Source organism: Agrobacterium sp. Ap1 (assembly GCF_017313375.1).
In the GTDB taxonomy this organism is placed as follows: Bacteria; Pseudomonadota; Alphaproteobacteria; order Rhizobiales; family Rhizobiaceae; genus Neorhizobium; species Neorhizobium cellulosilyticum.
Genome location: NZ_JAFLMY010000002.1, coordinates 294,834 through 318,976 on the forward strand (window position 1 = coordinate 294,834; position 24,143 = coordinate 318,976).

At 59.5% G+C, this 24,143-nt stretch carries 21 protein-coding genes; 4 read left to right on the forward strand and 17 right to left on the reverse strand.

Features of this window, described 5'->3' with window-relative positions:
• Window positions 1-2: 2 nt before the first annotated feature.
• The 5 genes from JZX87_RS04775 to JZX87_RS04795 all read right to left on the reverse strand — a co-directional run bounded on the left by JZX87_RS04775 (window position 3) and on the right by JZX87_RS04795 (window position 2,892).
• Complete coding sequence (locus JZX87_RS04775; protein ID WP_206824214.1) at window positions 3-338, reverse strand: HepT-like ribonuclease domain-containing protein; 336 nt, start codon at window positions 336-338, stop codon at window positions 3-5.
• Between the two features lie 16 nt (window positions 339-354).
• Window positions 355-666, reverse strand: coding sequence for a nucleotidyltransferase family protein (locus JZX87_RS04780; protein WP_206824215.1), 312 nt, complete (start codon window positions 664-666; stop codon window positions 355-357).
• A 140-nt stretch (window positions 667-806) separates the two neighbouring features.
• Window positions 807-1,619, reverse strand: coding sequence for an AAA family ATPase (locus JZX87_RS04785; protein ID WP_206824216.1), 813 nt, complete (start codon window positions 1,617-1,619; stop codon window positions 807-809).
• A gap of 80 nt (window positions 1,620-1,699) precedes the next feature.
• Entirely contained in the window at window positions 1,700-1,954 is a 255-nt protein-coding gene (locus JZX87_RS04790; protein ID WP_148142839.1) for an exodeoxyribonuclease VII small subunit, read from the reverse strand.
• 5 nt (window positions 1,955-1,959) lie between these two features.
• Window positions 1,960-2,892: a histone deacetylase family protein gene (locus JZX87_RS04795; RefSeq protein ID WP_206824217.1), complete on the reverse strand. Its 933-nt coding sequence runs from the start codon at window positions 2,890-2,892 to the stop codon at window positions 1,960-1,962.
• A 132-nt stretch (window positions 2,893-3,024) separates the two neighbouring features.
• On the opposite strand from JZX87_RS04795, the gene JZX87_RS04800 reads away from it, so the two are divergent.
• The gene (locus JZX87_RS04800; RefSeq protein ID WP_183823006.1) at window positions 3,025-3,423 is read left to right on the forward strand and encodes a thioesterase family protein; all 399 of its coding nucleotides are present in this window, start codon (window positions 3,025-3,027) and stop codon (window positions 3,421-3,423) included.
• 15 nt (window positions 3,424-3,438) lie between these two features.
• On the opposite strand, the gene JZX87_RS04805 is transcribed toward JZX87_RS04800, so the two are convergent.
• Genes JZX87_RS04805 through JZX87_RS04815 form a run of 3 tightly spaced genes read right to left on the reverse strand, consistent with a single transcriptional unit; the run spans window position 3,439 to window position 5,324 of the window.
• Entirely contained in the window at window positions 3,439-4,002 is a 564-nt protein-coding gene (locus tag JZX87_RS04805; protein WP_148142836.1) for a biotin transporter BioY, read from the reverse strand.
• A gap of 30 nt (window positions 4,003-4,032) precedes the next feature.
• The gene (locus JZX87_RS04810; protein WP_206824222.1) at window positions 4,033-4,638 is read right to left on the reverse strand and encodes a CbiQ family ECF transporter T component; all 606 of its coding nucleotides are present in this window, start codon (window positions 4,636-4,638) and stop codon (window positions 4,033-4,035) included.
• Window positions 4,638-5,324 carry an energy-coupling factor ABC transporter ATP-binding protein gene (locus JZX87_RS04815; RefSeq protein WP_206824223.1) on the reverse strand — a complete coding sequence of 229 codons (687 nt, stop codon included), beginning with the start codon at window positions 5,322-5,324 and terminating at the stop codon, window positions 4,638-4,640. Before JZX87_RS04815 ends, JZX87_RS04810 begins: the two co-directional genes overlap by 1 nt.
• A gap of 109 nt (window positions 5,325-5,433) precedes the next feature.
• Between JZX87_RS04815 and JZX87_RS04820 the strand changes: the two genes are divergently transcribed.
• Entirely contained in the window at window positions 5,434-6,624 is a 1,191-nt protein-coding gene (locus JZX87_RS04820) for a winged helix-turn-helix domain-containing protein (protein WP_206824225.1), read from the forward strand.
• Window positions 6,625-6,627: 3 nt separating this feature from the next.
• Here the strand turns inward: JZX87_RS04820 and glgB are convergent, their stop codons facing one another.
• The 3 genes from glgB to JZX87_RS04835 are packed head-to-tail and all read right to left on the reverse strand — an operon-like array spanning window position 6,628 to window position 15,412.
• The gene (glgB, locus tag JZX87_RS04825) at window positions 6,628-8,835 is read right to left on the reverse strand and encodes a 1,4-alpha-glucan branching protein GlgB (protein WP_206824227.1); all 2,208 of its coding nucleotides are present in this window, start codon (window positions 8,833-8,835) and stop codon (window positions 6,628-6,630) included.
• Entirely contained in the window at window positions 8,832-12,134 is a 3,303-nt protein-coding gene (gene treS / locus JZX87_RS04830; RefSeq protein ID WP_206824571.1) for a maltose alpha-D-glucosyltransferase, read from the reverse strand. The genes glgB and treS overlap by 4 nt, the downstream gene beginning before the upstream one ends.
• 23 nt (window positions 12,135-12,157) lie before the next feature.
• Entirely contained in the window at window positions 12,158-15,412 is a 3,255-nt protein-coding gene (locus JZX87_RS04835; RefSeq protein ID WP_206824228.1) for a maltotransferase domain-containing protein, read from the reverse strand.
• Window positions 15,413-15,740: 328 nt separating this feature from the next.
• On the opposite strand from JZX87_RS04835, the gene JZX87_RS04840 reads away from it, so the two are divergent.
• A complete protein-coding gene (locus tag JZX87_RS04840; protein ID WP_206824230.1) occupies window positions 15,741-16,739 on the forward strand; it encodes a Gfo/Idh/MocA family protein in 999 nt (332 codons plus the stop codon).
• Between the two features lies 1 nt (window position 16,740).
• Here the strand turns inward: JZX87_RS04840 and JZX87_RS04845 are convergent, their stop codons facing one another.
• From JZX87_RS04845 to JZX87_RS04865, 5 genes are all read right to left on the reverse strand, one after another.
• A complete protein-coding gene (locus JZX87_RS04845; RefSeq protein ID WP_206824232.1) occupies window positions 16,741-17,055 on the reverse strand; it encodes a BrnA antitoxin family protein in 315 nt (104 codons plus the stop codon).
• On the reverse strand, window positions 17,052-17,300 hold the full coding sequence (locus tag JZX87_RS04850; RefSeq protein ID WP_206824234.1) for a BrnT family toxin: 249 nt from the start codon (window positions 17,298-17,300) through the stop codon (window positions 17,052-17,054). Before JZX87_RS04850 ends, JZX87_RS04845 begins: the two co-directional genes overlap by 4 nt.
• Window positions 17,301-17,398: 98 nt before the next feature.
• Entirely contained in the window at window positions 17,399-18,499 is a 1,101-nt protein-coding gene (ribB, locus tag JZX87_RS04855; protein WP_206824236.1) for a 3,4-dihydroxy-2-butanone-4-phosphate synthase, read from the reverse strand.
• 10 nt (window positions 18,500-18,509) lie between these two features.
• The gene (aroC, locus tag JZX87_RS04860; protein ID WP_206824240.1) at window positions 18,510-19,607 is read right to left on the reverse strand and encodes a chorismate synthase; all 1,098 of its coding nucleotides are present in this window, start codon (window positions 19,605-19,607) and stop codon (window positions 18,510-18,512) included.
• 147 nt (window positions 19,608-19,754) lie between these two features.
• The gene (locus tag JZX87_RS04865; RefSeq protein ID WP_286194156.1) at window positions 19,755-22,754 is read right to left on the reverse strand and encodes a bifunctional diguanylate cyclase/phosphodiesterase; all 3,000 of its coding nucleotides are present in this window, start codon (window positions 22,752-22,754) and stop codon (window positions 19,755-19,757) included.
• Window positions 22,755-23,201: 447 nt separating this feature from the next.
• Between JZX87_RS04865 and JZX87_RS04870 the strand changes: the two genes are divergently transcribed.
• Window positions 23,202-23,459 carry a DUF1344 domain-containing protein gene (locus tag JZX87_RS04870; protein ID WP_206824241.1) on the forward strand — a complete coding sequence of 86 codons (258 nt, stop codon included), beginning with the start codon at window positions 23,202-23,204 and terminating at the stop codon, window positions 23,457-23,459.
• A gap of 52 nt (window positions 23,460-23,511) precedes the next feature.
• Here the strand turns inward: JZX87_RS04870 and JZX87_RS04875 are convergent, their stop codons facing one another.
• Entirely contained in the window at window positions 23,512-24,129 is a 618-nt protein-coding gene (locus tag JZX87_RS04875; RefSeq protein WP_148142824.1) for a histidine phosphatase family protein, read from the reverse strand.
• Window positions 24,130-24,143 lie beyond the last annotated feature (14 nt).

The window sequence follows — 24,143 nt, forward strand, 5'->3', positions numbered from 1 at the left end:
CGCTAGAGTGTTTCCTGATCTTCGGGATATTTGGCGAGAAATGTTTCGAGTTCAACAATGAGGGAGGGGAGGCGGTCGGTGATCATGGTCCAGATCATTCTGTCCAGCAGATCCGGGTAGTCGTGTCGCAGAACGTTGCCGAAAGCCCTGATCCCACGCCAGTCTTGGACAGGAAACGATTCCTCGGCAATCGATCCAAGCTTGACGGCAGCCTCTGAAACCCTTGATAGGTATCGCTCACTGGCATCCTTCACCAGACGGTTCCGCCGATAGTCCGCAAGTTCCATACCGGATGTGTATTCGAGAATGGCTCGGCCATTCTCGACAATGTCACGCATGCGCGTCAGAGGCCGCTTAGTAGGCAATGGCGCGATCCCGCTCAACGTTTTGGCGGAAACGCTCTTTTTCCAGCGGCTCGGAAATCACATCGACGCTGTTGGCCCCGGTAATTTCGGTGATCAGCGTTCGCAGGTTTTCCAGCGCACTAAAATAGCCCCAACCCGACTGAATGACAGGCTCGGAGAGCGTCACCAGCACATCCAGATCGGAACCCTCGGTCGCCTCGCCACGCGCCACCGAGCCGAAGATCGATATGCGTTCCGCACCCGCAGCGCGCAGCTCCGTCTCGTGCTCTCTCAGCTTGGCGATGACCTGATCCTTGTCCATATGGATAATATAGGAAGGAACGGTGTGACAGTCGAGTGAAACCAGCCGCGGCAATCTACGGTTTAGGGCTGCATCTCAGGTTCATCATGGCGCGGTCGCTCAAAAGTGGACAAAGCCGGGGCGTAACTGTTCCGCCAAGCTCAATATGGGTTTGGATCCTGCGAATAAAGGTCCATCTGCTCATCGTCTTCGGCTGGCGGAAACATTTCGGCGACGAAAGTTTCCGGATCGGAGGTGAACTCCTTCATCAGCGCAAAATGGTCGGTCTCGCGGAAGTCCGTTTCCGACAGCCCGTCCTTGGTCATGCGCAAAAGTCGTGCGCCGGGATAGGCCATGATCAGCGGCGAATGGGTGGCGATGATGAACTGCGCGTCGCCGGCATGTTCCGCTTCGCGCAATATTCTCATCAGCTCGATCTGGCGTCTGGGAGAAAGTGCCGATTCCGGTTCGTCGAGGATGAAGATGCCGCGTCGCCGGCAGCGTTCATGGAAGAAACGCAGAAACCCCTCGCCGTGGGAGTAGGAAAGAAAGTCCGGCCCCATCTCGTTGCTCTCTCTGGCGGCCTGATCGAGATAACGGGCAACGGAGAAGAACGTCTCTGCCTTGAAGAACCACCCTGCAGCAACTTTCGGCAACCACCCGCCGACAAGGCATTTGGATAGGATACCGCCGGGCGTTTCCATCGCCATCGAGTGGTCGACGGGACGATAACCGCTTCCGCCGCCCGCGTCATCGAAACCTGCCAGCACGGCAATGCCCTCCAGAAGGGTGGATTTGCCGATGCCGTTTTCGCCCACGATGATCGTAATCGGGTGGTCGAACCGAAGGGAGAAATCCCCGCCCTGCAAAAGCGGCAGGGAATAGGGATAGGCTTCGAAGTCCGTCCAAGTGCTTTTTATGGAAATGCTGCGCAGGTAAGGCGGTTTGGCCCGGACTTTCGGCTTTTTGCTCATGGCATACCTGTCTTGCGGCATCTGGTGGCGGAGCACGCATGCAGTTATCGGGGAGCGCCTTCCAGCGTTACCGCTGAGCCTTACTCCCCGTCGAGCGGCTCGACGCCCTGCACCTTTCCGGCGCGGTCGAGGCGGATCTTCTCGATCCGGTTTTCGGCCGCGTTGAGCAGCTTCTCGCAATGTTTCTTCAGCGCTTCGCCGCGCTCATAAATGGCGATGGACTCGTCCAGCGCCACGTCGCCGCGTTCCAGCCGCGCAACGATGCTTTCGAGTTCGGCAACAGCCTTTTCGAAGGAATAGCCGCTTACATCGATTGTATCGGTGGTTTCGGTCATGTCCTTCATCCTCTCATCAGTCTCACGATATGCATGCCGGCGGATTCTGCCAGTCCTTCCAGATCATAACCACCCTCAAGCAGGCTGACGACCCGGTTGTTGGCGTATTTCCCAGCAATTTCCATCAGCCGCCCGGTCGCCCAGTCGAAATCGTCGCCGACAAGGTTGATCTGCGCCAGCGGATCGCGGTGATGCGCGTCGAAACCGGCCGAGATGATGATGAAATCGGGACGAAAATCATCGAGCCGCGGAAGCACGCGGTCCTTGAACGCATCGCGAAAATGATCGCTACCGTCATTGGGCGAAAGCGGCGCGTTCACCACGGTGTTCTTCGCACCCGTTTCGTTCTTGGCGCCTGTGCCGGGGTAGAGCGGCATCTGGTGGGTGGAGCAGAACAGGACCGACGGGTCATCCCAGAATATGTCCTGCGTGCCGTTGCCGTGATGCACGTCCCAGTCGATGATCGCGACGCGCTCGACGCCATAGGTCTGCTGGGCATGGCGCGCTGCAATCGCTGCATTGTTGAACAGGCAGAAGCCCATTGCCTTGGATTTTTCCGCATGGTGGCCCGGAGGCCGGGCCGCGACAAAGGCATTGTCGACCTTGCCGGTCATCACATCGTCGACAGCCGCCATCGCGCCGCCGATACCGGTCAGCGCCGCCTGCAGGCTTTTCGGCCCGACATAGGTATCCGCCTCGATCTGACGGATCGTGTCCTCTTCCGGGATTTCGCGCATCACGGCGCGAAGATGTTCCTCCGGATGCGCAAGCAGGACCGCATCCTCGTTGGCCTGGGGGGCTTCCTTGCGTGCCAGATCGGAAAAATTCGGATGCTGGAGCGCGATCGCCAGCGAACGCAGCCGGTCGGGCCGCTCCGGGTGGCCTTCGGGTGCAGGATGTTCGAGAAAGATCTGGTGTTCGTAAAGGCGGGTGGTCATGAAACGTGTCCCCGACGGTCTGTTGCCCACGACATGGCGCATCCGCCGCATTTTTTCAAGCCGCAGCCCTTGCCCTCGGGCCGGTTTGGCCGGAAAGAATAGTGTTGGGGAAATGGCTGTTCAGAGGTGTGCGTGGCCAAGGATACGATCAAGGCGTCGGATTTTCGCGTTGCCTTCCGCGACGTCGACATGAATGGCCAGATGTTCCGTTCGGTCTATATCGACCGCGCCGAGGAAGCGGTTGCCGCCTTCTGGCGTCGCCGCAAGACCAAGGACGATGACCCGTTCTTCATCACCGGCAAGGTTGCCGGGACATTCCATGTGCCGCTTGCCGTCGGGGATATCGTCCACACCCATGTCGGTGTCAGCAAGATCGGCGGAAAATCGGCAGGTTTCCTTGTGCGCATGACCCGTGGAGAAGAGGCCGTCGCCGAAGTCGAGATTGTCTGGGTCGCAACAGACGGGAAGGGCGGCAGCCCGGTCGCGCTTCCGGAAGACCTGCGCGACTGGCTTTATTCGTTTCTCGATTGAGCCTTATGCTCAGGCTCAGGCCCTCTGGGGCAGGAGCGGGTAGCCAACCATGACGGCGCGGCCGGCAAGGGCTGCGATCACGGCTTTCAGCACGTCGCCCGGAATGAAGGCGAGCGAACCCATGAATGCCTTGGAGAAGCCGAGGCCGGTGACCAAAGCCAGATAGCTGATGCCGCAGATATAAAGAACGATCACACCGCCGAACAGCGCCGCGACGAAGAAATTGACCGTTTGCACGAAGCCGGCCTGGCTGTGGCTGACGAGAAGCTGCGACAGGTAGCCGGTGGTGAGGGCGGCGAACACCCAGCCAATCAGATAACCGGTGGTCGGCGCCATGAATACGGCAAGGCCGCCACGGCCGCCGGAGAGAACCGGAAGCCCGATCGCTGCAAGCACCAGCACAAGCAGCACCGAAATCGTGCCGCGCTTGGCGCCGAGCACGACGCCTGCCAGCATCACGCCGAGCGACTGGGCGGTGATCGGAACCGGAATGAAGCCGAGCATGATCGGCGGAACGAGGCCGAGAGCCACGATGATGGCGGCAAAGAGCGCTGAAAGAACGAGGTCGCGGGTTGCCATGGTTTGGGGTTCCTTGAGACTGACAATCCGTCACTTCTGACTGCGGATGCCGCGGGCGTCAATGGCAGCGGCAATCTCGTCAGCGCTTTGGAGCGTTGTGATGATCAGCGGAACGATGAGCGACACCGGACGCGGCTTCAACCCGCGGGCGTAATGCGCATCCCGGATCACCTCGTAGCGGCTGAGGATTTCCGGCACGAAACGGATGACCAGGCCGATCGAAAGCCCGACATCCAGCGCTTTCAGAATGCCCAGCCGCTCCAGCGGCATTGCAGCCCTGGTGATCACGTCGATGAAATCGCCAGTCGTCGTCGTTGCGGTGACAAGGCTGGCGAAAAGCGCCAGCGCCGCCAGCCGGAAAAACGCGGTCAGTCCTTCGGCCGTGCCGTTGAAAGTCGCCGTAAACAGCGCAACGACGACAACGATCAGTGCAAACGGGCGCATCCGGCGCCAGATTTCCGCAGCGCTGATCCGCAGCAGCGCGTGGCCGGCAAGGCCTGCAAGCGCTGCACTGGCAAGAAATCCTGCATTGTCGATCATGAAGAGAACGAGGCTGATGACGGCCAGCGCCGCCAGCTTCACAGCCGCCGGCAGCCGGTGCAGAACGCTGTCGCCATTGATATGCAGCGAGCGCATCAGGCTGTCGCTCCGTGCATCGCTCGGTACTCGCCGATGACTTCGGCAGGTCCACCGTCTGCCGCGATCCGTCCTTCATGAACGAGCAGCACCCGGTCCAGACCGGCCACGAGATCGAGATCGTGGCTGATGACGATCACGTCTTCCGGCAGTGTGTGGATCGTCTTTTCCACCAGATTGCGGTTCTTCAGGTCGAGCTGGTTGGTGGGCTCGTCCATCACCAGAATTTTTGGCTCGGTAACCAGCACCGAGGCCAGCGCTGCAAGCTGCAACTCTCCGCCGGAAAGCTCGTGCGCGCGCCGGTCTCCGAGATGCCTTATGCCGAAACGGTCGAGTACGGCATCGACCGCCGCCGTCACCTCCGGCTTCGGCAGTTTGCGTGACTTGAGGCCGAGCGCGATATCTTCGCGCAGCAGCGGCAGGATGATCTGGTTCTGCGGGTTCTGGAAAATGAATCCGCTTTGTCCGCGCGCTTCGTCTTCGTTTGTCACCGTATCGAAACCGTTGACCGTGACCTGGCCGGACGATGGCTTGACCAGCCCGTTGATCATTCGCGCAAGCGTGGTCTTGCCGGAGCCGTTCAGTCCGATAATGCCGACCCGCCGCCCGCTTATCGTCAGGTCGAGCGGATGGATGACGGTGCGGCCCTCGAAGCGAACCTCGACCTTTTCAAAGTGGATATCCAAACCTGATCCTCAAAATCCTCCCGCGTCTATAAACCGCCATGGGCAACAAAGGAATTCGGAACAAAAAAAGAACATTGCAAAGGTTGCATGAAGCCCATAGTCTCCCGCCATGGCTATTTTGATCGACAACGAGCAGGCAAGGCGGATCTTTCTGGAACGGCAACAGCTTTGCGCTCCGCCCGGTCGCGCGTTGGCCAAGGCCGGGCTCTTGCAACTGATCGACGATCTCGGCTTCGTCCAGGTGGATAGTATCGCCACTGTCGAACGCGCCCATCACATGATCCTGTTTTCCCGCAATCAGACCTATCGGCGGGAGCATCTGACAGCGCTTCTCGAAAAGGATGGCGAGCTTTTCGAGCACTGGACCCACGACGCCTCGATTATTCCGGCACGGCTTTTCCGTTACTGGAAACACCGCTTTCGCCGCCGTGAACCTATCCTCGCAGAGCGCTGGCGCAAATGGCATGGCGAGGGCTTCGATTCCGCTTTCGACGACACATTCCGGCATATCGCCGAAAACGGCGCGATCATGTCCCGCGACATGAAGATGGAGGACCACAAGTCCGGCGGCTGGTGGAACTGGCATCCGAACAAGACGGCGCTCGAATATTACTGGCACACCGGCAAGCTGGCGATCGCAGGGCGAGTCAACTTTCAAAAGGTCTATGATCTCACCGAACGGGTCATCGCCACCCATCATCACGAACCTGAAGTCGATCATGATGAATTCGTCGACTGGGCCTGCCGCAGCGCGATGAAAAAGCTCGGTTTTGCCACATCCGGAGAACTCGCCGCCTTCTGGGATATCGTCACGCCGGAAGAAGCAAAAGCCTGGGTGGCAATCCACCGCGACGAACTGACCGAAGTGGTGATCGAAGCCGCTGACGGCAGCCGTCCGCGCGCTTCCTACGCACTTCTCGGGTTTCCCGATCACCTCGGCGACATTCCCGATCCACCGGCTCGCATCCGGGTGCTGAGCCCGTTCGATCCGCTGCTGCGCAACCGCGACCGCGCCGAGCGCCTGTTCAATTTCTTCTACCGTATCGAGGTTTTCGTGCCCGAGCCGAAACGGCAATACGGTTATTATGTTTTCCCGCTTCTGGAAGGCGACCGGATGATCGGCCGCATCGATATGAAGGCCGACCGCAAGGCGGGTGTGCTCGACGTCAAGCGCCTTTGGCTTGAAAAGGGCGTGCGGGCATCGGCCGGACGACTGGAAAAGCTCGATGCGGAGCTGCAGCGGGTGGGCAGGTTTGCCGGTGTCGAAAAGGTTATTTATCAGCCCGGTTGGCGAGAATAGTGATTACCTCCGCCACCTCAGAAACACCGTCGAAAGTGGCGGGAGGTCAAGCGCGATCGAGTATGGCTTGTCGTGCTGCGGGGAGCGTTGTCCCCAGGCATCCATCTGGCCGAAATTAGAGCCGCCATAGATTGCTGCATCGGTGTTGAGGGCCACCTCCCAGCGGCCGTCTTCCGGCACCCCCACACGGTAGCCGTAGCGCGGCACTGGCGTCATGTTCGACATGACCAGCATATGTGATGAACGGTCCTGTGATGAGCGAAGCATGCCATAGACGGAGTTTTCCGCGTCATCCGCCACGGCCCATTCAAATCCCTCTGGATGCAGGTCGCTGAACTGCAGCGCCGTCTCGGTCGCATAAAGCCGGTTGAGGTCGCGAATGAGGAACTGGATACCGGCATGCTCCGGCCGGTCGAGGAGATCCCAGACGACCGAAGCGTCATGGTCCCATTCGCTTTCCTGACCTATCTCGCTGCCCATGAAAAGCAGCTTTTTGCCCGGATGTCCCCACATGAAGCCGTAATAGGCGCGCAGGTTGGCAAGCTTCTGCCACCGGTCGCCCGGCATCTTGCCAAGCATCGAGCCTTTGCCATGTACCACTTCGTCATGGGAAATCGGCAGCATGAAACGCTCTGAATAGGCATAGATCATCCCGAAGGTCATGCCGCCATGTTCATACTTGCGATAGACCGGGTCGTCCGAGACATAATGCAGAGTGTCGTGCATCCACCCCATATTCCACTTGAAATCGAAGCCCAGCCCGCCGTCTTCCGGTTTCTTGGTCACGCCAGGCCATGCGGTGGATTCTTCCGCAACGGTAAAGGCGTGTGGGCAGCGCTCGTGGATGATGCTGTTCAGATGTTTGAAGAACTCGACGGATTCAAGGTTCTCTCGCCCGCCATACTGGTTCGGGATCCATTCACCCTCGTTGCGGCTATAGTCGCGGTAAAGCATCGAGGCGACTGCATCGACGCGCAATGCATCGACATGGAAGTGCTCAAGCCATTCGAGCGCCGAGGCGATCAGGAACCCTTTCACTTCGTTGCGGCCAAGATTGTAGATCAACGTGTTCCAGTCCTTGTGGAAGCCCTCGCGAGGATCGGAATGTTCATAAAGTGCGGTCCCGTCGAAACGGGCAAGACCCCAGACATCGGTCGGGAAATGCGCCGGCACCCAGTCGAGGATGACGCCGATGCCGGCCTGATGGCAGCGGTCGACGAAATAGGCAAAATCTTCAGGTGTGCCATGACGTCCGGTCGGTGCGAACAGGCCAAGCGGCTGGTAACCCCATGAACCGCCGAACGGATGCTCCATGATCGGCAGCATCTCGATATGGGTGAAGCCGAGGGATTGCGCATAGGGAATAAGTCGCTGGCTGAGCTCTACCCAGTCCAGCGAGCGGTTGCCCTCTTCGGAAATCCGCACCCAGGAACCGAGATGCACTTCATAGACAGACATCGCGCCGTCGCGGCTGCGATCCTGTGCCTGCCGTTCCATCCAGTCCGCATCATGCCAGCGAAACGGTCGCGACGAGGCGACGATAGATGCGGTTGATGGCGCCGCTTCCGATGACCGCGCCACCGGGTCGGCGCGTTGCGGCGAGAGGTGGCCGTGGCTGTCGAGCAGCTCAAACTTGTAGCGCTCGCCATGCGTCAGCCGCGGAATGAACAGTTCCCATATCCCCGCCTGTGGGCGAAGCCGCATCGGGTTGCGCCGTCCGTCCCAGGCGTTGAAATCACCGACCACGGAAACCCGCTGCGCATTCGGCGCCCAGACGGAAAAGCGCACGCCTGAAACGCCGTCGATCTCCATCGGGAGGGCCCCGAGCGTGCGGCCGAGTTCGTAATGGGTGCCCTGGCTGATCAGATGCAGATCCAGTTCGCCGAGCAGCGGTGAAAATGAATAAGGGTCTTCGGTCTCCTGAACCGCGTCCGGCCATTCGATCCGCAGACGGTAAGGTGCCGGCCCGCCGACAAGACCAGCGAAAATGCCGACGTCATGGATCGGTTCGAGCTCTGCCATCACCCGTCCGGTATCGCTTTCGACAACCGACACAGACAGTGCGCCGGGCAACAGTGTCCTGACGACGGTGAGATCACCATATTGATGCTGCCCGAGCATGGAGAACGGATCTCCGTGACGCCCTTCGGCAAGTGCCTGCAGTCCTTCCTGCACCATGCCGGTCATCAGCTCTGCGCGTTCATATCTCATCGGTCAGTCTCCAATAGTCGTGAGGCGATCGCCGAAAAACCGGCAAGCGGAAGGGGCAGCCAGTGCGGTCGGCTGCGAACCTCATAGGCGACTTCGTAAGCGGCCTTTTCCAAAAGGAAGAGATCGAGCACTCTGTCTCGGTTGTCGTTTGATTGCATCAGCGCATCGGATTTCTCGACGGCGGTGAAATAGGCGCCGAGGAATGCAGGCTCAGCCAGTTCGATGAAGCGGGTAATCAGCTGGCGATGGCGGATATCGTCTACCTCGCTCACAACTTCGCGGTCCATGTCTGCCGCAGCGGCGAGATAGCTGAGTGAACGTAAGAGTCCTGCCACGTCGCGCAGCGGATTGGTTTTTGCCCTTCGCTCGCCAAGCGTCTTGGTCGGCTCGCCCTCGAAGTCGATAATATAGGCATCGCTTTCGGCAACCAGGATCTGGCCGAGATGGAAATCACCGTGGTGGCGCGTCTTCAACGTGCCGCCGGTCGCTTCCGTCAGACGGCTTGCAAGTGCTGTAAGTTCGTCACGGCGGGCGATCAGCGACCGCGCGATCTCGGCCATCTCGCCCTCCAGTCCCGGCAGGGTGCCCTCCAGAATGGCAAGGCTCTGGCCGATCTGTTCGGCCACTGCACGGCGGGCTGCGGCGACGTCGTCCTTCGTGCCCCATTCCGGCTTGAAGGCTTCGTCATCGGTATTTTCCGCCAGCGCCACATGCAGCTCGCCAAGCCGTGTTCCTATTGTCGCTGCGAAATCCACCAGCGGTTTGAAATGTTCGTCGGCGGTTTCGTTCTCCAGTCCGGTGACGACGATCTCGTCGATCGAGCGGCGCAGATTTCCGAGCATCCAGTTCCATGCATCACCCTGGTTGCGGATTGCCTTCTGTACAATGATCAGCGTGTGGCGCGTGCCGTCGGGCCCTGTGCGGGCGACTTCGCCGAGAAGCTGCGCCGTGTTCCGGTACCCCACCTTGGTGAGGTGCCGCGTCATCTCCACCTCCGGATGGATCCCTGGAAAGATATGGCGGATCAGCTTGACCATCGCCAGATCGCCGACGATCAGTGAACTATTGGACTGTTCGGCTGAAAGCCAATGCACCGGCAGTTCGTCGCTGATCTCCAGTTTATCAAGATGATCGGTGCCGATGAATTCGAGCGCCCCGGTGCGACCGGTAATCACGGCCCGCTCCGACAGGCCGCGCAGGATAGCGCGTGCAAAACTTTCATGCGCAAAGCCATCGGTCAGGAAGCCGACCCGACGCCCTTGTCTCAATCGCGCCATGGCAAGCTGCTGGGCAAGCGCGGTCGGAAAACTGTCGTCCCAGGATACTGCCAGCGGCAAGAGATAGTTGTCCATGCGGCCGGCGATATCGGCTTCCAGTTCGCCGAGAAGGATGTTGTTGGCAAAGGGAAGTGGCGTTGCCGAGATGAGCGCCGCGTGGTTCAGGATCTCGCCCTTCGCGCCGAACCAGCGCCGCATCGTGAGATATCCCGGCAGCACCTCGTTCGACATCGTATCCACCAGCTTGGGCTGGTCGACCAGTTCCTGCAGGTCGCGGCGCACCACCATGGTCACCATATCCTGCACCTGTTCCGGCGGCGCCTTGCGCCAGCTCGGCCCATCGGATTCCGGCGACAGCTGGAACCAGAAGAACCCATAGGGCGGAAGCGTCAGCAGATAGGTCAATTGCCCGATCGGCGGGAAGGGTGACATGCCGGTGAGCTCGATCGGCACCGAGCCCTCGAACTGCGCTAGATCCAGCTCCACGGCCTGGGGCAGTCGTGAAAGATTGGCGACGCAGAGGATCGTCTCGCCGTCATGCTCACGCAGATAGGCCATGATCTTGCGGTTGCCCGGCGTCAGGAACCGAAGCGAACCACGGCCGAAAGCCGGGTGCCGGTTGCGCAGCGCCAGCATGCGCCGAGTCCAGTTGAGCAGCGAATGGGCGTCAGCCCCTTGCGCCTCGACATTCACCGCCTCATAGCCGTAGAGCGGGTCCATGACCGGTGGCAGCACGAGACGGGCAGGATCGCCTTTGGAAAAGCCGCCATTGCGGTCCGGCGACCATTGCATCGGGGTGCGCACGCCGTCGCGATCGCCGAGATAGATATTGTCGCCCATGCCGATTTCGTCACCATAATAGATGACCGGCGTGCCGGGCATGGACAGGAGCAGCGCATTCATCAGTTCGATCCGCCGCCGGTCACGTTCCATCAGCGGAGCGAGGCGCCGGCGGATACCGAGATTGATGCGGGCACGACGGTCTGCGGCATAGGTGTTCCAGAGGTAATCGCGCTCCTCGTCGGTCACCATTTCCAGAGTCAGCTCGTCATGGTTCCGCAGGAAGATCGCCCATTGGCAGTTTTCCGGAATTTCCGGCGTCTGGCGCATGATGTCGGTGATCGGGAAGCGGTCTTCCTTGGCAATGGCCATGTACATGCGCGGCATCAGCGGAAAATGAAACGCCATGTTGCACTCGTCGCCGTCACCGAAATATTCGCGCGTATCCTCCGGCCACTGGTTGGCTTCGGCGAGCAGCATTTTCCCCGGATGGCTCTCATCGAGTGCCGCACGAATGCGCTTCAGGATGTCATGCGTTTCGGGCAGGTTCTCGTTATTCGTGCCCTCGCGCTCGATCAGATAGGGGATCGCGTCCAGCCGAAATCCGTCGATGCCGGTATCGGCCCAGTAACGCATCACCTGCAGAAGCTCTTCCAGCACGGCCGGATTGTCGAAGTTGAGATCCGGCTGATGCGAATAAAACCGATGCCAGTAATACGCGCCGGCTACCGGATCCCAGGTCCAGTTCGACTTTTCCGTATCGAGAAAGATGATCCGGGTTTCGGGGAATTTCTGGTCAGTATCGGACCAGACATAGAAATCCCGTTCCGGCGAACCCGCCGGCGAATGTCGCGCCCGCTGGAACCAGGGATGCTGATCCGACGTGTGGTTGATGACGAGCTCGATGATGACCCGGATTCCACGCTCGTGTGCGGCTTCGACAAACGCCCGAAAATCCTCCATCGTGCCATAGTCGGGGCTGACATTGCCGTAGTCTGCGATGTCATAACCATCGTCGCGGCGCGGAGAGGGAAAGAAGGGCAGGAGCCAGATCGCATTTGCGCCGAGCGAGGCAATGTGATCGAGCTTTTCGGTCAGCCCCTTGAAGTCGCCTATTCCGTCGCCGTTCGTGTCGTGAAACGACTTCACATGCAGCTGGTAGATAATCGCGTCCTTGTACCATAGCGGATCGTCATTCTGCTGCTGGTTCTGGCTGATCGCCTCCGAAAGGCTATTGGTCATGAAATCCACGGCACATTCCTCCCTTATCTGACACGCCAGATGGCGAACGGCAGTCCTGCCTGCGGGTCGAGCCGCAGGCGCTGGATTTTTCCTGTCCAGGTGAACCGGTTGCCGGCGATCAGGTCTTCCAGTTGAAGCGAAGCGTGGTCGGGCTTGTTCCACGACCAGAGCGGAAGTTCGACATCCGCCTCATGCGCATTATAGGGGTCGAGATTGACGGCGATGAGCAGCACGTTCTCGCGTCCTGCACTGGCCTTTTCGAAGAACATGATATTGTCGTTCCACGCGGTCAGAAGCTGCAGGCCGAGATGCGAATGCAGCGCCGGGTTTTCGCGGCGGATGCGGTTCAGGAGCGCGATCTCGCCCTTGATATTGCCGGGCCTGTCGTAATCCCAGGCGCGGATTTCGTATTTTTCCGAATCCGCATATTCCTTGCGTTTGGCATCCGGCCGGCCTTCGCAAAGCTCGAAGCCGTTATAGACGCCCCACAGACCGGACAGCGTGGCGGCAAGGGCAGCCCGGATCAGATAGGCAGGGCGCGGCGCGTTCTGCAGGAAATCCGGATTGATGTCGTGGGTGTTGACGAAGAAATGCGGCCGGAAGAACTCTTTCGGCTCTTGAGTGGTGATCTCGCGCATGTATTCTTCAAGTTCCCACTTGGCGTTACGCCAGGTGAAATAGGTATAGGACTGCGAGAACCCGACCTTGGCGAGCCGGTACATCACCTTCGGCTTGGTAAACGCTTCCGACAGGAACACGACTTCCGGATGCCGCGAGCGGATATCGGCGATCATCCATTCCCAGAAGGGAAACGGTTTGGTGTGCGGGTTGTCGACGCGGAACAGCTTGACGCCGTTGTCGACCCATTTCTGCACCACGTCGCGCAGTTCGATCCAGAGCGAGGGAACTGCCTCTTTCGCGTAGAAATCGACATTGACGATGTCTTCGTATCGCTTCGGCGGATTTTCCGCATAGCGGATCGTCCCGTCCGGCCGCCAGTCGAACCAGCCCGGATGTGATTTCAGCCACGGGTGATCCGGCGAGGCCTGGATGGCGAGGTCGAGGGCAATCTCAAGCCCATGATCGGCGGCTGCATCCACCAGTCGACGGAAGTCGTCGAACGTGCCGAGTTCGGGATGGATCTCGTCATGCCCGCCATCCGGCGAGCCGATTGCGTAAGGACTTCCCGGATCGTCCGGTGCGGGCGTGAGCGTATTGTTCTTGCCCTTGCGGTTGGTTTTGCCGATCGGGTGGATAGGTGGAAAATAGAGCACGTCGAAGCCCATCTCGCGAATGGCGGGCAGCCGGGCGATCACGTCATCGAATGTGCCATGGCGGCCCGGATCGCCGCTCTGCGAGCGCGGAAAGATCTGGTACCAGCTGGCAAAGCTTGCCGCGGTCCGTTCCGCATCGACGGGTATCGCTTGCGAGCGAACCCGGTGTGGTCGACGGTCGGCTTTTGCCATCAGCTCGGCGGTTTCCGGCAGAAGCAGGGTCTGCGTTCGCTGCTTGTCCTGTTCTGCCGTCAGCCGGTCGAACAGCTTTTGCAGTTGGGGTTTCAAATTGCTGGCGGCATGATCCAGCGCATCGAGTACCAGATTGATACCCTCCTGAATTTCTAGCCGCAGATCCAGGCCGGCCTCATGTTTCTTGGTGAACTCGTAGCGAAAGATCTGGAACGGGTTCTTCCAGCCTTCCACGGCAAACTCGTGCCGCCCCATGCGTTTCAGCGGAAATTCCGCCTGCCAGCGGTCGTTGAGAACGAGCTGCATAGGCACTTCCTGCCAATCCTCGTCATCGGCGCAGCGATAAAGCAGGGCGGCCGACAGCGGATCATGCCCATCGCCAAAAATGTCGGCCTCGACCTTCAGGACCTCGCCCACCACGCGCTTGACGACAAAGCGGCCCTCATCGACCGCAGGTGTGATCTTCTCGATCGCCAGCCGTGGGGAGGCTGCAGCCGCTTCGGCTCTGGGAACCGGTACGGCATCGACGATCGGTTCGGAAACATAACCCTCGAAGATGCGGATCTCTCCGGGCTTGAGCTTCAGTTTCGCATCAAAAACCTCCGTCCCGTCCTCCGGTGCGACCAGGGGCAGGAAGGGTGAGGCGGCCTCGCGCAACACGTTGAAAGGGGCGGGAGCAGTCTTGCGCAGGTCGCGGTTCAGAAGCACGACGCGCATCTTTTCTGACGCGCGGCTGTCCTCTTCATCCGTCTGGAACAGTCCGACAACGGGACCCTGGCTAGCGGAAACGAGCGTCAGCGGGCGCCGCGCAAAACCAGCGGTCGTTTTGTTGGTCGCGCCGTTGATGTCGCGGATTTCAGCGGAAAGATCGTAGGAACGCTGGTCTTTCAAGCCCCGCAGCCCCGATCCGTCGCCATGGAGCGGATCAAGCGGCAGTGAAACGCCATATTCGAACCCCATCGGGATCATCAGCCCGCTGGTGAAAGTCGAGGCGAGCTTCAGCGCCCGCACGGCCTTGCGCTTCAAGACCTCGCAACCATCCGTGCCGTGGGCGATGCGCCTGCCGAATGGCGCTTCGGGAAAGGCGATCTGATAACCGAGATCACGCTGAACCTGGTATTCGTCCATGATCCAGCGCTCTTCCATGTCCCACCATGCGAGCGAGGAAAAACTGCCGTCGAATCCGCTGTCTTTCAGTGCCTTGCGGTCGGCAAACGAGCTTCCCGGCGTCCAGGCAATGAAGATCGTCTCGGGCCTGGAACGGCGCGTATGAGCGACCAGATCATCCCATACTTTCGGGGAAACGCTACCGATGCCGATACAGCGGAAACCGGCGACACCGGCATCGGTCAGAGACACCAGCCGCTCCTTCCATTCTTCGACATGTCGGGGCTGCGCGGTAAAATCGATCCTCTGCGCGCCCATCTGATGCGGCTTCAGGCGCGGATCAGCTGCGACCGATGGAGAGGCGTAACGGTCTGCCGCGACCTGATCGATAACCAGATCGAGCATGAATTTCAGCTCGCATTCGCGCGCGGCATGCGTGAGTGCGGTAATCGCCTCCAACGAATTCGAGCCAAGTCCGAGAGAGGGGGCCAGACGATCGAAGTCAGATGTCGTAAAGATGCTTGCGCCACTGCCGCTATGAAACAGTGGACCTGACAGGATCGTGTCGAAGCCCAGGGCGCGGGCATGAGCAAAAACCTCCTCCCACGCATCCAATCCATTGAGCGCAAGCGGATGCACATAATAGATTTGTGGTGGCAGAGCGGTCAGCGGAATACGGGATGCAAATTGAGGGCGCGTGTTCATCGGTCCTGCCTTGCATTTGATGGTTGGGGGCACGTGATCGGATCCACGAAGTCCTCGACTAACTGCAACCCCGCATGGCTGGTTCCGATAAAATTGCAGCAATCATCTCCGCCCGCGCGGCCTTGCCATTTCCTTCGGCGCCGAAGATGTTGAAGATAAACAGCAATCAGGGATTGATCCGAGAGCGCTTTCCTGCTCGGTTTCGCAGCAGTTTATGAAAGGCGTCCATTCGTCACGGCAGGCCGGTGTCACTAACGGATCTTCCGGCATCGCAAAGCAGCGACGATCCGGTTAAGTCTTGGGCGCTGCATATCGGGAGGAATACGACATGGCAAAACTACAGGTGGCGATGATTGGTCTTGGCATGGCGGCAGGCCACCACGCCCGAGCCTTGATCGATCTCGCCGATCAGGTCGAATGCGTTGCAGCCTACAGCCCGACAGCGGCACGTCGCGAGGCTTTCGCCGCACAATACCCGATCCCGGTTATCGACAGTCTCGACGCTATTTTCGACGATCCGGATATCGATGCCGTGCTGATCCTCACACCTCCAAGCAGCCATTGGGAGCTTGTCGAGCGTGCCGCAGCGGCAGGAAAACATATTCTCCTGGAAAAGCCATTGGATATCAGCCTTCAACGGGCCGAGGCTATTGTGGCTGTGGCTGAGGAGGCGAATGTGAAATTGGGCGTCGTGCTGCAGAACCGGTTTCGCCCGGCCGCACTCGCGCTCGATCTTCTGGTCGTCACCGGCCGCCTCGGTTCGCTGGTCGGCGCATCCGCTGCCATTCGCAACTGGCGGCCGCAAAGCTATTACGATGTCGAGGGCAGGGGAACGAGGGCGCGTGACGGCGGCGGCGTCCTGCTCACCCAGGCGGTCCACACGATCGACCTTCTCCTGAGTTATGCCGGCGCGCCCAAGGATGTTTCCTCCTTCGTTCGCACCACGCCCATCCACCAGATGGAGACAGAGGATCTGGTCGCGGCCTGCCTCTCTTTCGAAAGCGGCGCGATCGGCACGCTGAACGCCACGACCTCGGCCTATCCCGGCCTGCCAGACCGGATCGAACTGATCGGCACGCAAGGCACGGCCACCCTTTCCGGCGACACGCTGGAAGCAGCGTTCATGGACGGCACGGTGGCAAAGGTGGGGGGCGAGCAGTCGATCGGCACGGGCGTCGATCCGATGGCCTTCGGGCATGAGATGCACCGCGCCCTGATCGGCAATTTTATCGGTTCGATCACCGGTGAAGAGACATTGCGCGTCTCCGGTCACGATGCGCTGCAGGCGCACCGTTTTATCGAGAAGATACTGTCGGCCAGCCGCTGACCTAAAGCCCTGCGGCCTTGCGCAATTCCTCGGCCATGCGGCTGCGCCAGTCCTTGCCCGATGCTTTGAACCTGTCGAGCACGTCCGGATCGAGCCTCAACGTCACGGCAACCTTCGGCGCCTCGACCTTGGGGCGGCCGCGTGCAGCAATTGCCTTTTCCATCTTCTCCGCCATTTCGGGGAAGACCTCGCGGAAGGGGCGCATGCTGGCTAGCTCTTCCTTGGTGAGGGGAGGGCTGTCTACAGCATCCCAGTCTTCCTTTGTGTAGCCGCGTCCGGGCCGGAATTCTGTCTGCAACTCTGGCTTCATTTTCATTCAAGCCTCCTCCGTTCGTCATGGCGGGCGGTGCGCATGGAGATTACCGAAATCGCTTCGGAGCCGAGGGTTAGATATATCACAACGATGGTACCGTCGTTTAACCGACCGACAGCCTTCGACCTCCTGCCTCTGGCAGGGATGGTCACCGCAGCCAGAAAGAACTCAACTGAAAGCTCGGCAAAATCGAAGCCGTGCTTATCCAGATTGACCCGTCGCTTCCGCTCGTCCCAGATGATCCGCATTATTCGTACACGAAAAATCGCCGCCCGACAATGAGCGACGATCCGACGAAACGAAAGAGGTTACAATCCCGGAATTATAGGGGTTGCGATCGCAGCGATCAGCAGATCACCGTCTCGGCGATCCGGATGCCGAAACCTTCCAGCCCCACATAGTGGCGTTCGCTTCGGGTGAGGAGCTTGATCGAGGTGACGCCGAGATCTTTCAGGATCTGCGCGCCGAGACCGATTTCAAGCCATTCGCTTTCACGCGCCTGCGCCTCGGCATGGGCTTCCTGGTCCTGGCGCATCTTGCGTCCATGTTCGGTCTGGCCGACGCCCACGGAACCTTCGCGCAGGTAGATGATCACACCGCGGCCTTCGTTCTCGATCATCTTCATGTAGCGCTCGACAGAGCGTTCGGCGCCGAACACGTCCTGCGCCACGTTTTCGAGGTGAAGGCGAACCGGAATGTCGACGCCGTCACGGATGTCACCGAAGATCACGGCGACATGCTGCATCGGGTCCCAGGGCAGCGAATAGGCATGCGCCTTGGCACGGCCGACCGGGGTTGTCACGTCGAAGGACGAGATCAATTGGATCAGGGTTTCCTTGCGCTGCCGGTAGGCGATCAGGTCGGCAACGGAAATCTGTTTCAGCCCGTGTTCGACGGCGAATGCCGCCACCTGCTGGCCGCGCATCACGGTGCCGTTGTCGTTGACGAGTTCGGAAATCACGCCAATCGGCGGCAGGTTGGCGAGCTTGCAGAGGTCGGTCGCCGCTTCCGTATGACCGGAGCGCATCAGAACCCCGCCCTCGCGTGAAATAAGCGGAAAGATATGGCCGGGACGAACGAAATCCGCAGCACCGACATTCGGGTTGGCAAGGTTGCGCACCGTCAGCGTCCGGTCGTCGGCGGAAATGCCGGTCGTCGTGCCATGCTTGAAATCGACGCTGACGGTAAAGGCCGTCGTGTGGGCGCTGTCGTTTTCGGCCACCATGGCATTGAGGTTAAGCCGCTTGGCCTCTTCGCGCGGCATCGGCGCACAGACGATGCCGGATGTGTGGCGCACGATGAAGGCCATCTTCTCGGGCGTGCAATGCACGGCGGCGACGATCAGGTCGCCCTCGTTCTCGCGGTCGTCATCATCGGTAACGACGACAATCTCTCCGGCCTCGAAGGCGCGGATGGCTTCAACTACGGACTTCTGATCGTAGGCCATGGGAAAATTCCTATTTCAGGCGGCCGGTCTGGCCGCGATCCCTAAGGTAGTGATCTGCAATGGCGCAGGCGACCATCGCCTCGCCGATCGGCACGGCGCGGATGCCCACGCAAGGGTCGTGGCGCCCCTTGGTGCGCACATCGACATTGTTGCCGTCGGCATCGATCGACTGGCGCTCGGTGAGGATCGACGAGGTCGGCTTGATTGCAAAGCGCGCGACGATGGCTTCTCCGGTAGAAATACCACCGAGAATGCCGCCGGCATGGTTGGAAAGGAAGATCGGCTTGCCGTCATTGCCCATCCGCATCTCGTCGGCATTTTCCTCGCCGGTCAGTTCCGCCGAGGCAAAGCCTTCGCCGATCTCGACGCCCTTCACAGCGTTGATCGACATCAGCAGCGAGGCGATGTCCTGATCGAGCTTGCCGTAGATCGGCGCGCCGAGACCTGCCGGAATACCTTCGGCGATAACTTCGACAACCGCGCCGATCGAGGAACCGGATTTGCGGATGCCGTCGAGATACTCTTCCCAAACCGGAACCATCTCCGGGTCGGGGCAGAAGAACGGGTTCTGGTCGACTTGGCGCCAGTCCCAGTTATTCCGGTTGATCTTGTGCTTGCCGATCTGGACGAGCGCGCCGCGCACGGTCACACCCGGTACAACAAGCCGTGCAATGCCGCCGGCGGCGACACGGGCCGCGGTTTCGCGGGCAGACGAACGTCCGCCGCCGCGATAATCGCGAATGCCGTATTTGACGTCATAGGTATAGTCGGCATGGCCGGGACGATAGCGGCGGGCGATCTCGCCGTAATCCTTGGAACGCTGATCGGTATTCTCGATAAGCATCGAGATCGGCGTGCCGGTCGAGATCATCGTCTCGCCGTCCTCGTCGAACATCACGCCGGAGAGAACCTTGACGACGTCATCCTCGCGCCGCTGGGTGACGAAACGCGACTGGCCGGGCTTGCGCTTGTCCATCCAGGCCTGAATGTCGGCATGGGTGAAGCGCAGTCCGGGAGGGCAGCCATCGACCACGCAACCGAGTGCGGGACCATGGCTTTCGCCCCAGGTCGTAACGCGGAAAAGATGGCCGAACGAATTGTGGGACATGAAGACTGCCTGGCTGCAAGGGCGCTTGAAACGCCGGTTTTATCGAGGCTTTATTAGGCAAAAGCATGGGCGCGGACAAGCCTTTCTTGCTTGCTGCCGGTACCCGCCGGGTGAACAGTCCGGTCGACAGGCACAAGGTTCGGCGGCTCATGCCACCGATCTTTGCCAGCCCTCCTGTGCTCTTAACGTGAAATCGTCGAAGGGCAGGGCGCGCGCGAAGGCATAACCCTGCAGAAGATCGCAGCCGAGGTCCTCAAGCAGACTTGCGTGTTCGAAGGTCTCGACACCTTCCGCAACCGTTTCGACGCCGAGTGAACGGGCTATATCGATGATCGATCGAACCAGCGCGCGCTCTTGCGGCGAATGAAGGATTGGCAGAACCAGTTGCTTGTCTATCTTCAGTCGCTTCGGTTTCAGTCGCAGAAGGCTGACGATTGAGGTGTGCCCGGTGCCGAAATCATCGATCTCCACATCGATGCCGAGTTCCTTGATCCGGTCCAGATTGGCGACGACGGCGCTGTCGCTGTCATCGAGGAAGATCGATTCCACCAGTTCGAAGGCGATCTCGCCGGGTGCGATCTGCAGGCCACGCAGCATGTCGATCAGGTGTTCGTCATGCAGCCGTCGCGACGACACGTTGACAGAAACCCTGGGCACGGCGACGCCCATCGCCGCCCAGCGCATCTTGTCCTTCAGCACTGTTTCCAGCATCAGTTGATCGAGCGTCGCCGTCACGTTAAGGTCGTCTGCGATCTTCAGGAACTGGTCGGGAGCAAGCAGGCCCCGGCGGGGATGCCGCCAGCGGATAAGCGCCTCGACGCCCGTCAGCTTATGTGTGCCCGCGCTGATCTGCGGCTGGTACCAGGCGGAAAACTCATGGTTCTCGATTGCCGCCAGCAGCTCGTCCGCCGTCCGCTTATGGTCGATAATCTCCGCATGCAGGTTCTGTGTAAAGAATTCGAACCGGTTGCGCCCCATGCCCTTGGCCCGGTAAAGCGCCAGATCGGCATTGACGAGAATGCGCCGCGCATCGACATGCGTGCCATTGGCTTCGGCGATCCCGATCGACACGCCGCAGCGGCAGGAAAACCCGTCGAAATCGAGCGGCTGGCGAAACTCGGAAATGATCCGCGCCGCAAGCTGCGCAAGCTCCTTCGAGCTTGCCTGATCATGCACCAGGATGACGAATTCGTCGCCGCCGATGCGAGCGACCGTATCTTTTTCGTTGATATTGCGGGTCAGGATTTTGGAGGCGTGCACGAGCATCGCGTCGCCTGCGGCATGTCCCAGCGTATCGTTGATCTGCTTGAAACGGTCGAGATCGAGGTGAAGCAGGGCGAATTTTCGCCTGCCGGAAGCGCGCGACAGGGCGTCGAGCTCCATGTCGAGCTTGCGCCGATTAGCCAGCAGCGTCAGCGGGTCATGCAGCGCATTGTGTTCGATCCTGCTCTTGGCAATTTCGAGTTCGCTGTTCTTGGCGTCCGCTTCTGTCTTGGCCTTCTGCAGTTCCACCGTGAGTGCCGTATCCTTAGTCACATCAAAGGCCAGCCCGATGAGTTTCTTCGAGCCGTCCTTACCCTGATGCAGCTGGCCGACGGAGCGCACGTAGCGGATCGTACCGTCCGCCTGCGCTACGCGGACCACCAATGCCTCCTTCGTTTGGCCGCTGAGATACGCTCTCGATGCGTTGATCGCGATCGGTCGGTCTTCGGGCAAGAGCAGATTGAGCCAGCGTTCCTGGGTTATGATGCCGTTGGTGAAAGGGATGCCATACAGCTGGCACATGCGCGCATCCCACGTTTCGGTGCCCTGTCCGGGCGTATATTCCCATATGCCGCAGCCGTAGGAGGCAAGTGCGAGGTCGAGCTTGCCGGATAGTTCCTCAAGCTCCCGCTCGCGGCTCGACAATTCGTCCAGCGCAAGCTCCAGCTCGGCATTCTTGACCTCGGTATTGGCCTTGGCGTCGCGCAGCGTCTGTGCCATCAGCATGTCGGCGCTCACATCCCACACAATACCGGTCATGCGGTGGCTGCCGTCGATGTTTTCGTAACGTGCGCCGGCTGATCTCAAGTGCCGGACCTCGCCGTCAGCCGAGGTTATGCGATAGGTTTCGGTGCAAGATTCGTAGAGCCGCGCCCATTTAAGGAAATGAGCTTCCGCTTTCGCTCTATCTTCAGTGGCCACGTGCTGCAGCAATCCCTTCAGCCGCTGCACATCCTGTGGCGAGTTTACGCCGTGAAGCAGTCTGGCGCGCCGATCCAGGAAGAGCTGCAACCCGTCGCCGCTGACCTCCCATATGCCGATGTTGGAAGCCTCCATCGCGAGATTGAAGCGCTGTGAAAGATCAAGAAGGCTGGATTCACGCGTTTTCAGTTCGGCAATATTCCGGTTGCGCTCGGAAAGCAGCCCGGTCGCCACCACGATTGGTACGATGAGCGCAACCGCACCGAATGCGAGAAATAGCCGGAAGTGGTACTGGTTTTCCGGGGGGGTAGCCCAGCCGTTCTTCGGGGCAAGCGAAAGATCCCAGCGCGAGCCGGCAATCTCCAGCGTCTTGGTGAGCGGCGATTGGTCGTCGACCGTGTCATCGCCAAAAAACGCCAGATAGCCAGGTTTCGCCCTGTCTCGCAGCGAGAAGTTTACGTTTGTAAGATCGACTGGGCTGGGCCGGCCCGCGTCATCGTCGACGATCATTCCCGCTTCCTTTAGAAGCTCCGCCTTGTTGATGACGATGGCAAGCGCGCCCCAGGGCTGGCGAAGTGTCTTATCGTCCAGCACAATCGGTACGACCAGCGTCAGGTGGTTCTCCTGCGAACCTGTGACGATACTCGGCGATGTCCTGTCCCTGGTATCCATCAGATCCGCGTCTAACCTTTTGACGTCGAATGGCAGCGAAGCGTCCGCGCTCGAAATACCCTCGGGTGTGTGGATCTGCGATATGGAAAGATCTGGCGCCAAGGCTACCGCGGCAAAATGCCGATGATTGTCGAATGTAGCCTCGACGAGATGTCGCAAGTGGTCTGAGGTTGCATTCTGTTCGCGCAGAAGACGCTGCGCAAGCGCCTGCGCATCCTTGATATCTGTCTCGATGCGCCCAGTCAGGTTACGTGACACGGCAGAGGCTGTGTTTTCCACATCTGCGCGCAATGCGGCACGCCCGAATTCGGTATTGCGCCGATCAAGACCTAGTGCAATCGCAAATATGCAAAGCGAAATTGTTAGTGCCGCAAGCAGGGAAATTGGATTCGAGGCAATGATATTGTGCCAGTTTAAATAGTGTGGCGGCCTGAATTTCACCTGCTGAATGCCCTTCTCTAACCCGGGATGACCGAGAAATAGTGTATTGGCGGGGTGTTAATTTATCATTTCGCGATACAGGGTGCTGTGAACGAGGAATTATGTTTAATCAATACTTGATTTTGATGTTTTGAATCTCCTGGGGAAAGTCGAAAAAAGGTATTTGTTATATTTTTGTTAATAATAATGCCTCGTTTCACGCGCGAAATGTCATGATCAAGAGCAACTTTTGCCACATTCTGAGGGCTATCTTTGCTTCGAAACGAAACACACGGACCTCATCAAAAGGCCTCCAAGATGCGCATGCTCATCGCCACCCTGCTCGCCACCGCAAGTATCTTCTCGCCGCTCAACAGCTTTGCTCAGAGCGCGGATATCGAGGCGACAATCAGGAAGGTGGACGTCAATGCGCTGAGCCTGACGCTTGACGACGGCAAGACCTACAAGGTTTCGGAAGAGTTTAACTTCGAAGGATTGAAGGCAGGCGTCAAGGTTCTGGTCTTCTATACCATGGTAGACGGCAGCCGTATCGTCGACGATCTGGAAATCGTTTGATATCAGAGTGAGGGAATGCGGGCGCTTTCGACGTGTTTCACGCCCGTTCAGCTTAAATCCAGGCGATCGAACCTTTGGCAACCGTTCCGTCACCCGCGTCGCCCTCACTCAACTCGATCCTGACGATACGGTCCTGATGGATCGGCATGTTGGCGGCTTCATCTTCATCGACATTGCCGATAATGCGGAAAAGCGAGCGAAGCACTCCGCCGTGGCTGACGGAAATCGTAGGTCCCTTCAGCGATGCGAGCCATGCGCCTATACGCCAGGAAAGGATTTCATAACTCTCGGCATCTTCGCCCGGTGGAATGAAGCTCCACTTGTTTTTTGAACGTTCCCGCAGTCGCTCCGGAGCAGTCTTCTTTATCTCGGCGGTGGTAAACCCTTCCCAGTCACCGAACGAAAGCTCTTTCAGGAGTTCATCTGTACGGTAGCCCGCCGGGTCCAATCCCATGGCGGTCCGTATGCGCTCCATTGTCTCCCTTGTACGCCAAAGGGGGCTTGCAACGAAATCGAACCCGTCGGCTGAGCCGACGAGTTCGCGCAGCGTTTCACCGTTACGGGTAGCCTGTCCACGCCCGATCGCATTGATCGGGATATCCTTTTGTCCCTGAAGACGGCCTTCGGCATTCCAGTCCGTCTGGCCGTGGCGGATCACATAGACAAGCACGGGATCGTTCCTCG

Coding starts and splice junctions, on each gene's coding strand:
- JZX87_RS04845 (WP_206824232.1), bottom strand. CDS start 17,055: ATGAAAATGAAGCCAGAGTTGCAGACAGAATTCCGGCCCGGACGCGGC.
- ribB (WP_206824236.1), bottom strand. CDS start 18,499: ATGGCCTACGATCAGAAGTCCGTAGTTGAAGCCATCCGCGCCTTCGAG.
- JZX87_RS04780 (WP_206824215.1), bottom strand. CDS start 666: ATGGACAAGGATCAGGTCATCGCCAAGCTGAGAGAGCACGAGACGGAG.
- JZX87_RS04870 (WP_206824241.1), top strand. CDS start 23,202: ATGCGCATGCTCATCGCCACCCTGCTCGCCACCGCAAGTATCTTCTCG.
- JZX87_RS04835 (WP_206824228.1), bottom strand. CDS start 15,412: ATGAACACGCGCCCTCAATTTGCATCCCGTATTCCGCTGACCGCTCTG.
- treS (WP_206824571.1), bottom strand. CDS start 12,134: ATGACCAATAGCCTTTCGGAGGCGATCAGCCAGAACCAGCAGCAGAAT.
- glgB (WP_206824227.1), bottom strand. CDS start 8,835: ATGAGATATGAACGCGCAGAGCTGATGACCGGCATGGTGCAGGAAGGA.
- JZX87_RS04805 (WP_148142836.1), bottom strand. CDS start 4,002: ATGGCAACCCGCGACCTCGTTCTTTCAGCGCTCTTTGCCGCCATCATC.
- JZX87_RS04795 (WP_206824217.1), bottom strand. CDS start 2,892: ATGACCACCCGCCTTTACGAACACCAGATCTTTCTCGAACATCCTGCA.
- JZX87_RS04810 (WP_206824222.1), bottom strand. CDS start 4,638: ATGCGCTCGCTGCATATCAATGGCGACAGCGTTCTGCACCGGCTGCCG.
- JZX87_RS04790 (WP_148142839.1), bottom strand. CDS start 1,954: ATGACCGAAACCACCGATACAATCGATGTAAGCGGCTATTCCTTCGAA.
- JZX87_RS04840 (WP_206824230.1), top strand. CDS start 15,741: ATGGCAAAACTACAGGTGGCGATGATTGGTCTTGGCATGGCGGCAGGC.
- JZX87_RS04775 (WP_206824214.1), bottom strand. CDS start 338: ATGCGTGACATTGTCGAGAATGGCCGAGCCATTCTCGAATACACATCC.
- JZX87_RS04850 (WP_206824234.1), bottom strand. CDS start 17,300: ATGCGGATCATCTGGGACGAGCGGAAGCGACGGGTCAATCTGGATAAG.
- JZX87_RS04820 (WP_206824225.1), top strand. CDS start 5,434: ATGGCTATTTTGATCGACAACGAGCAGGCAAGGCGGATCTTTCTGGAA.
- aroC (WP_206824240.1), bottom strand. CDS start 19,607: ATGTCCCACAATTCGTTCGGCCATCTTTTCCGCGTTACGACCTGGGGC.
- JZX87_RS04785 (WP_206824216.1), bottom strand. CDS start 1,619: ATGAGCAAAAAGCCGAAAGTCCGGGCCAAACCGCCTTACCTGCGCAGC.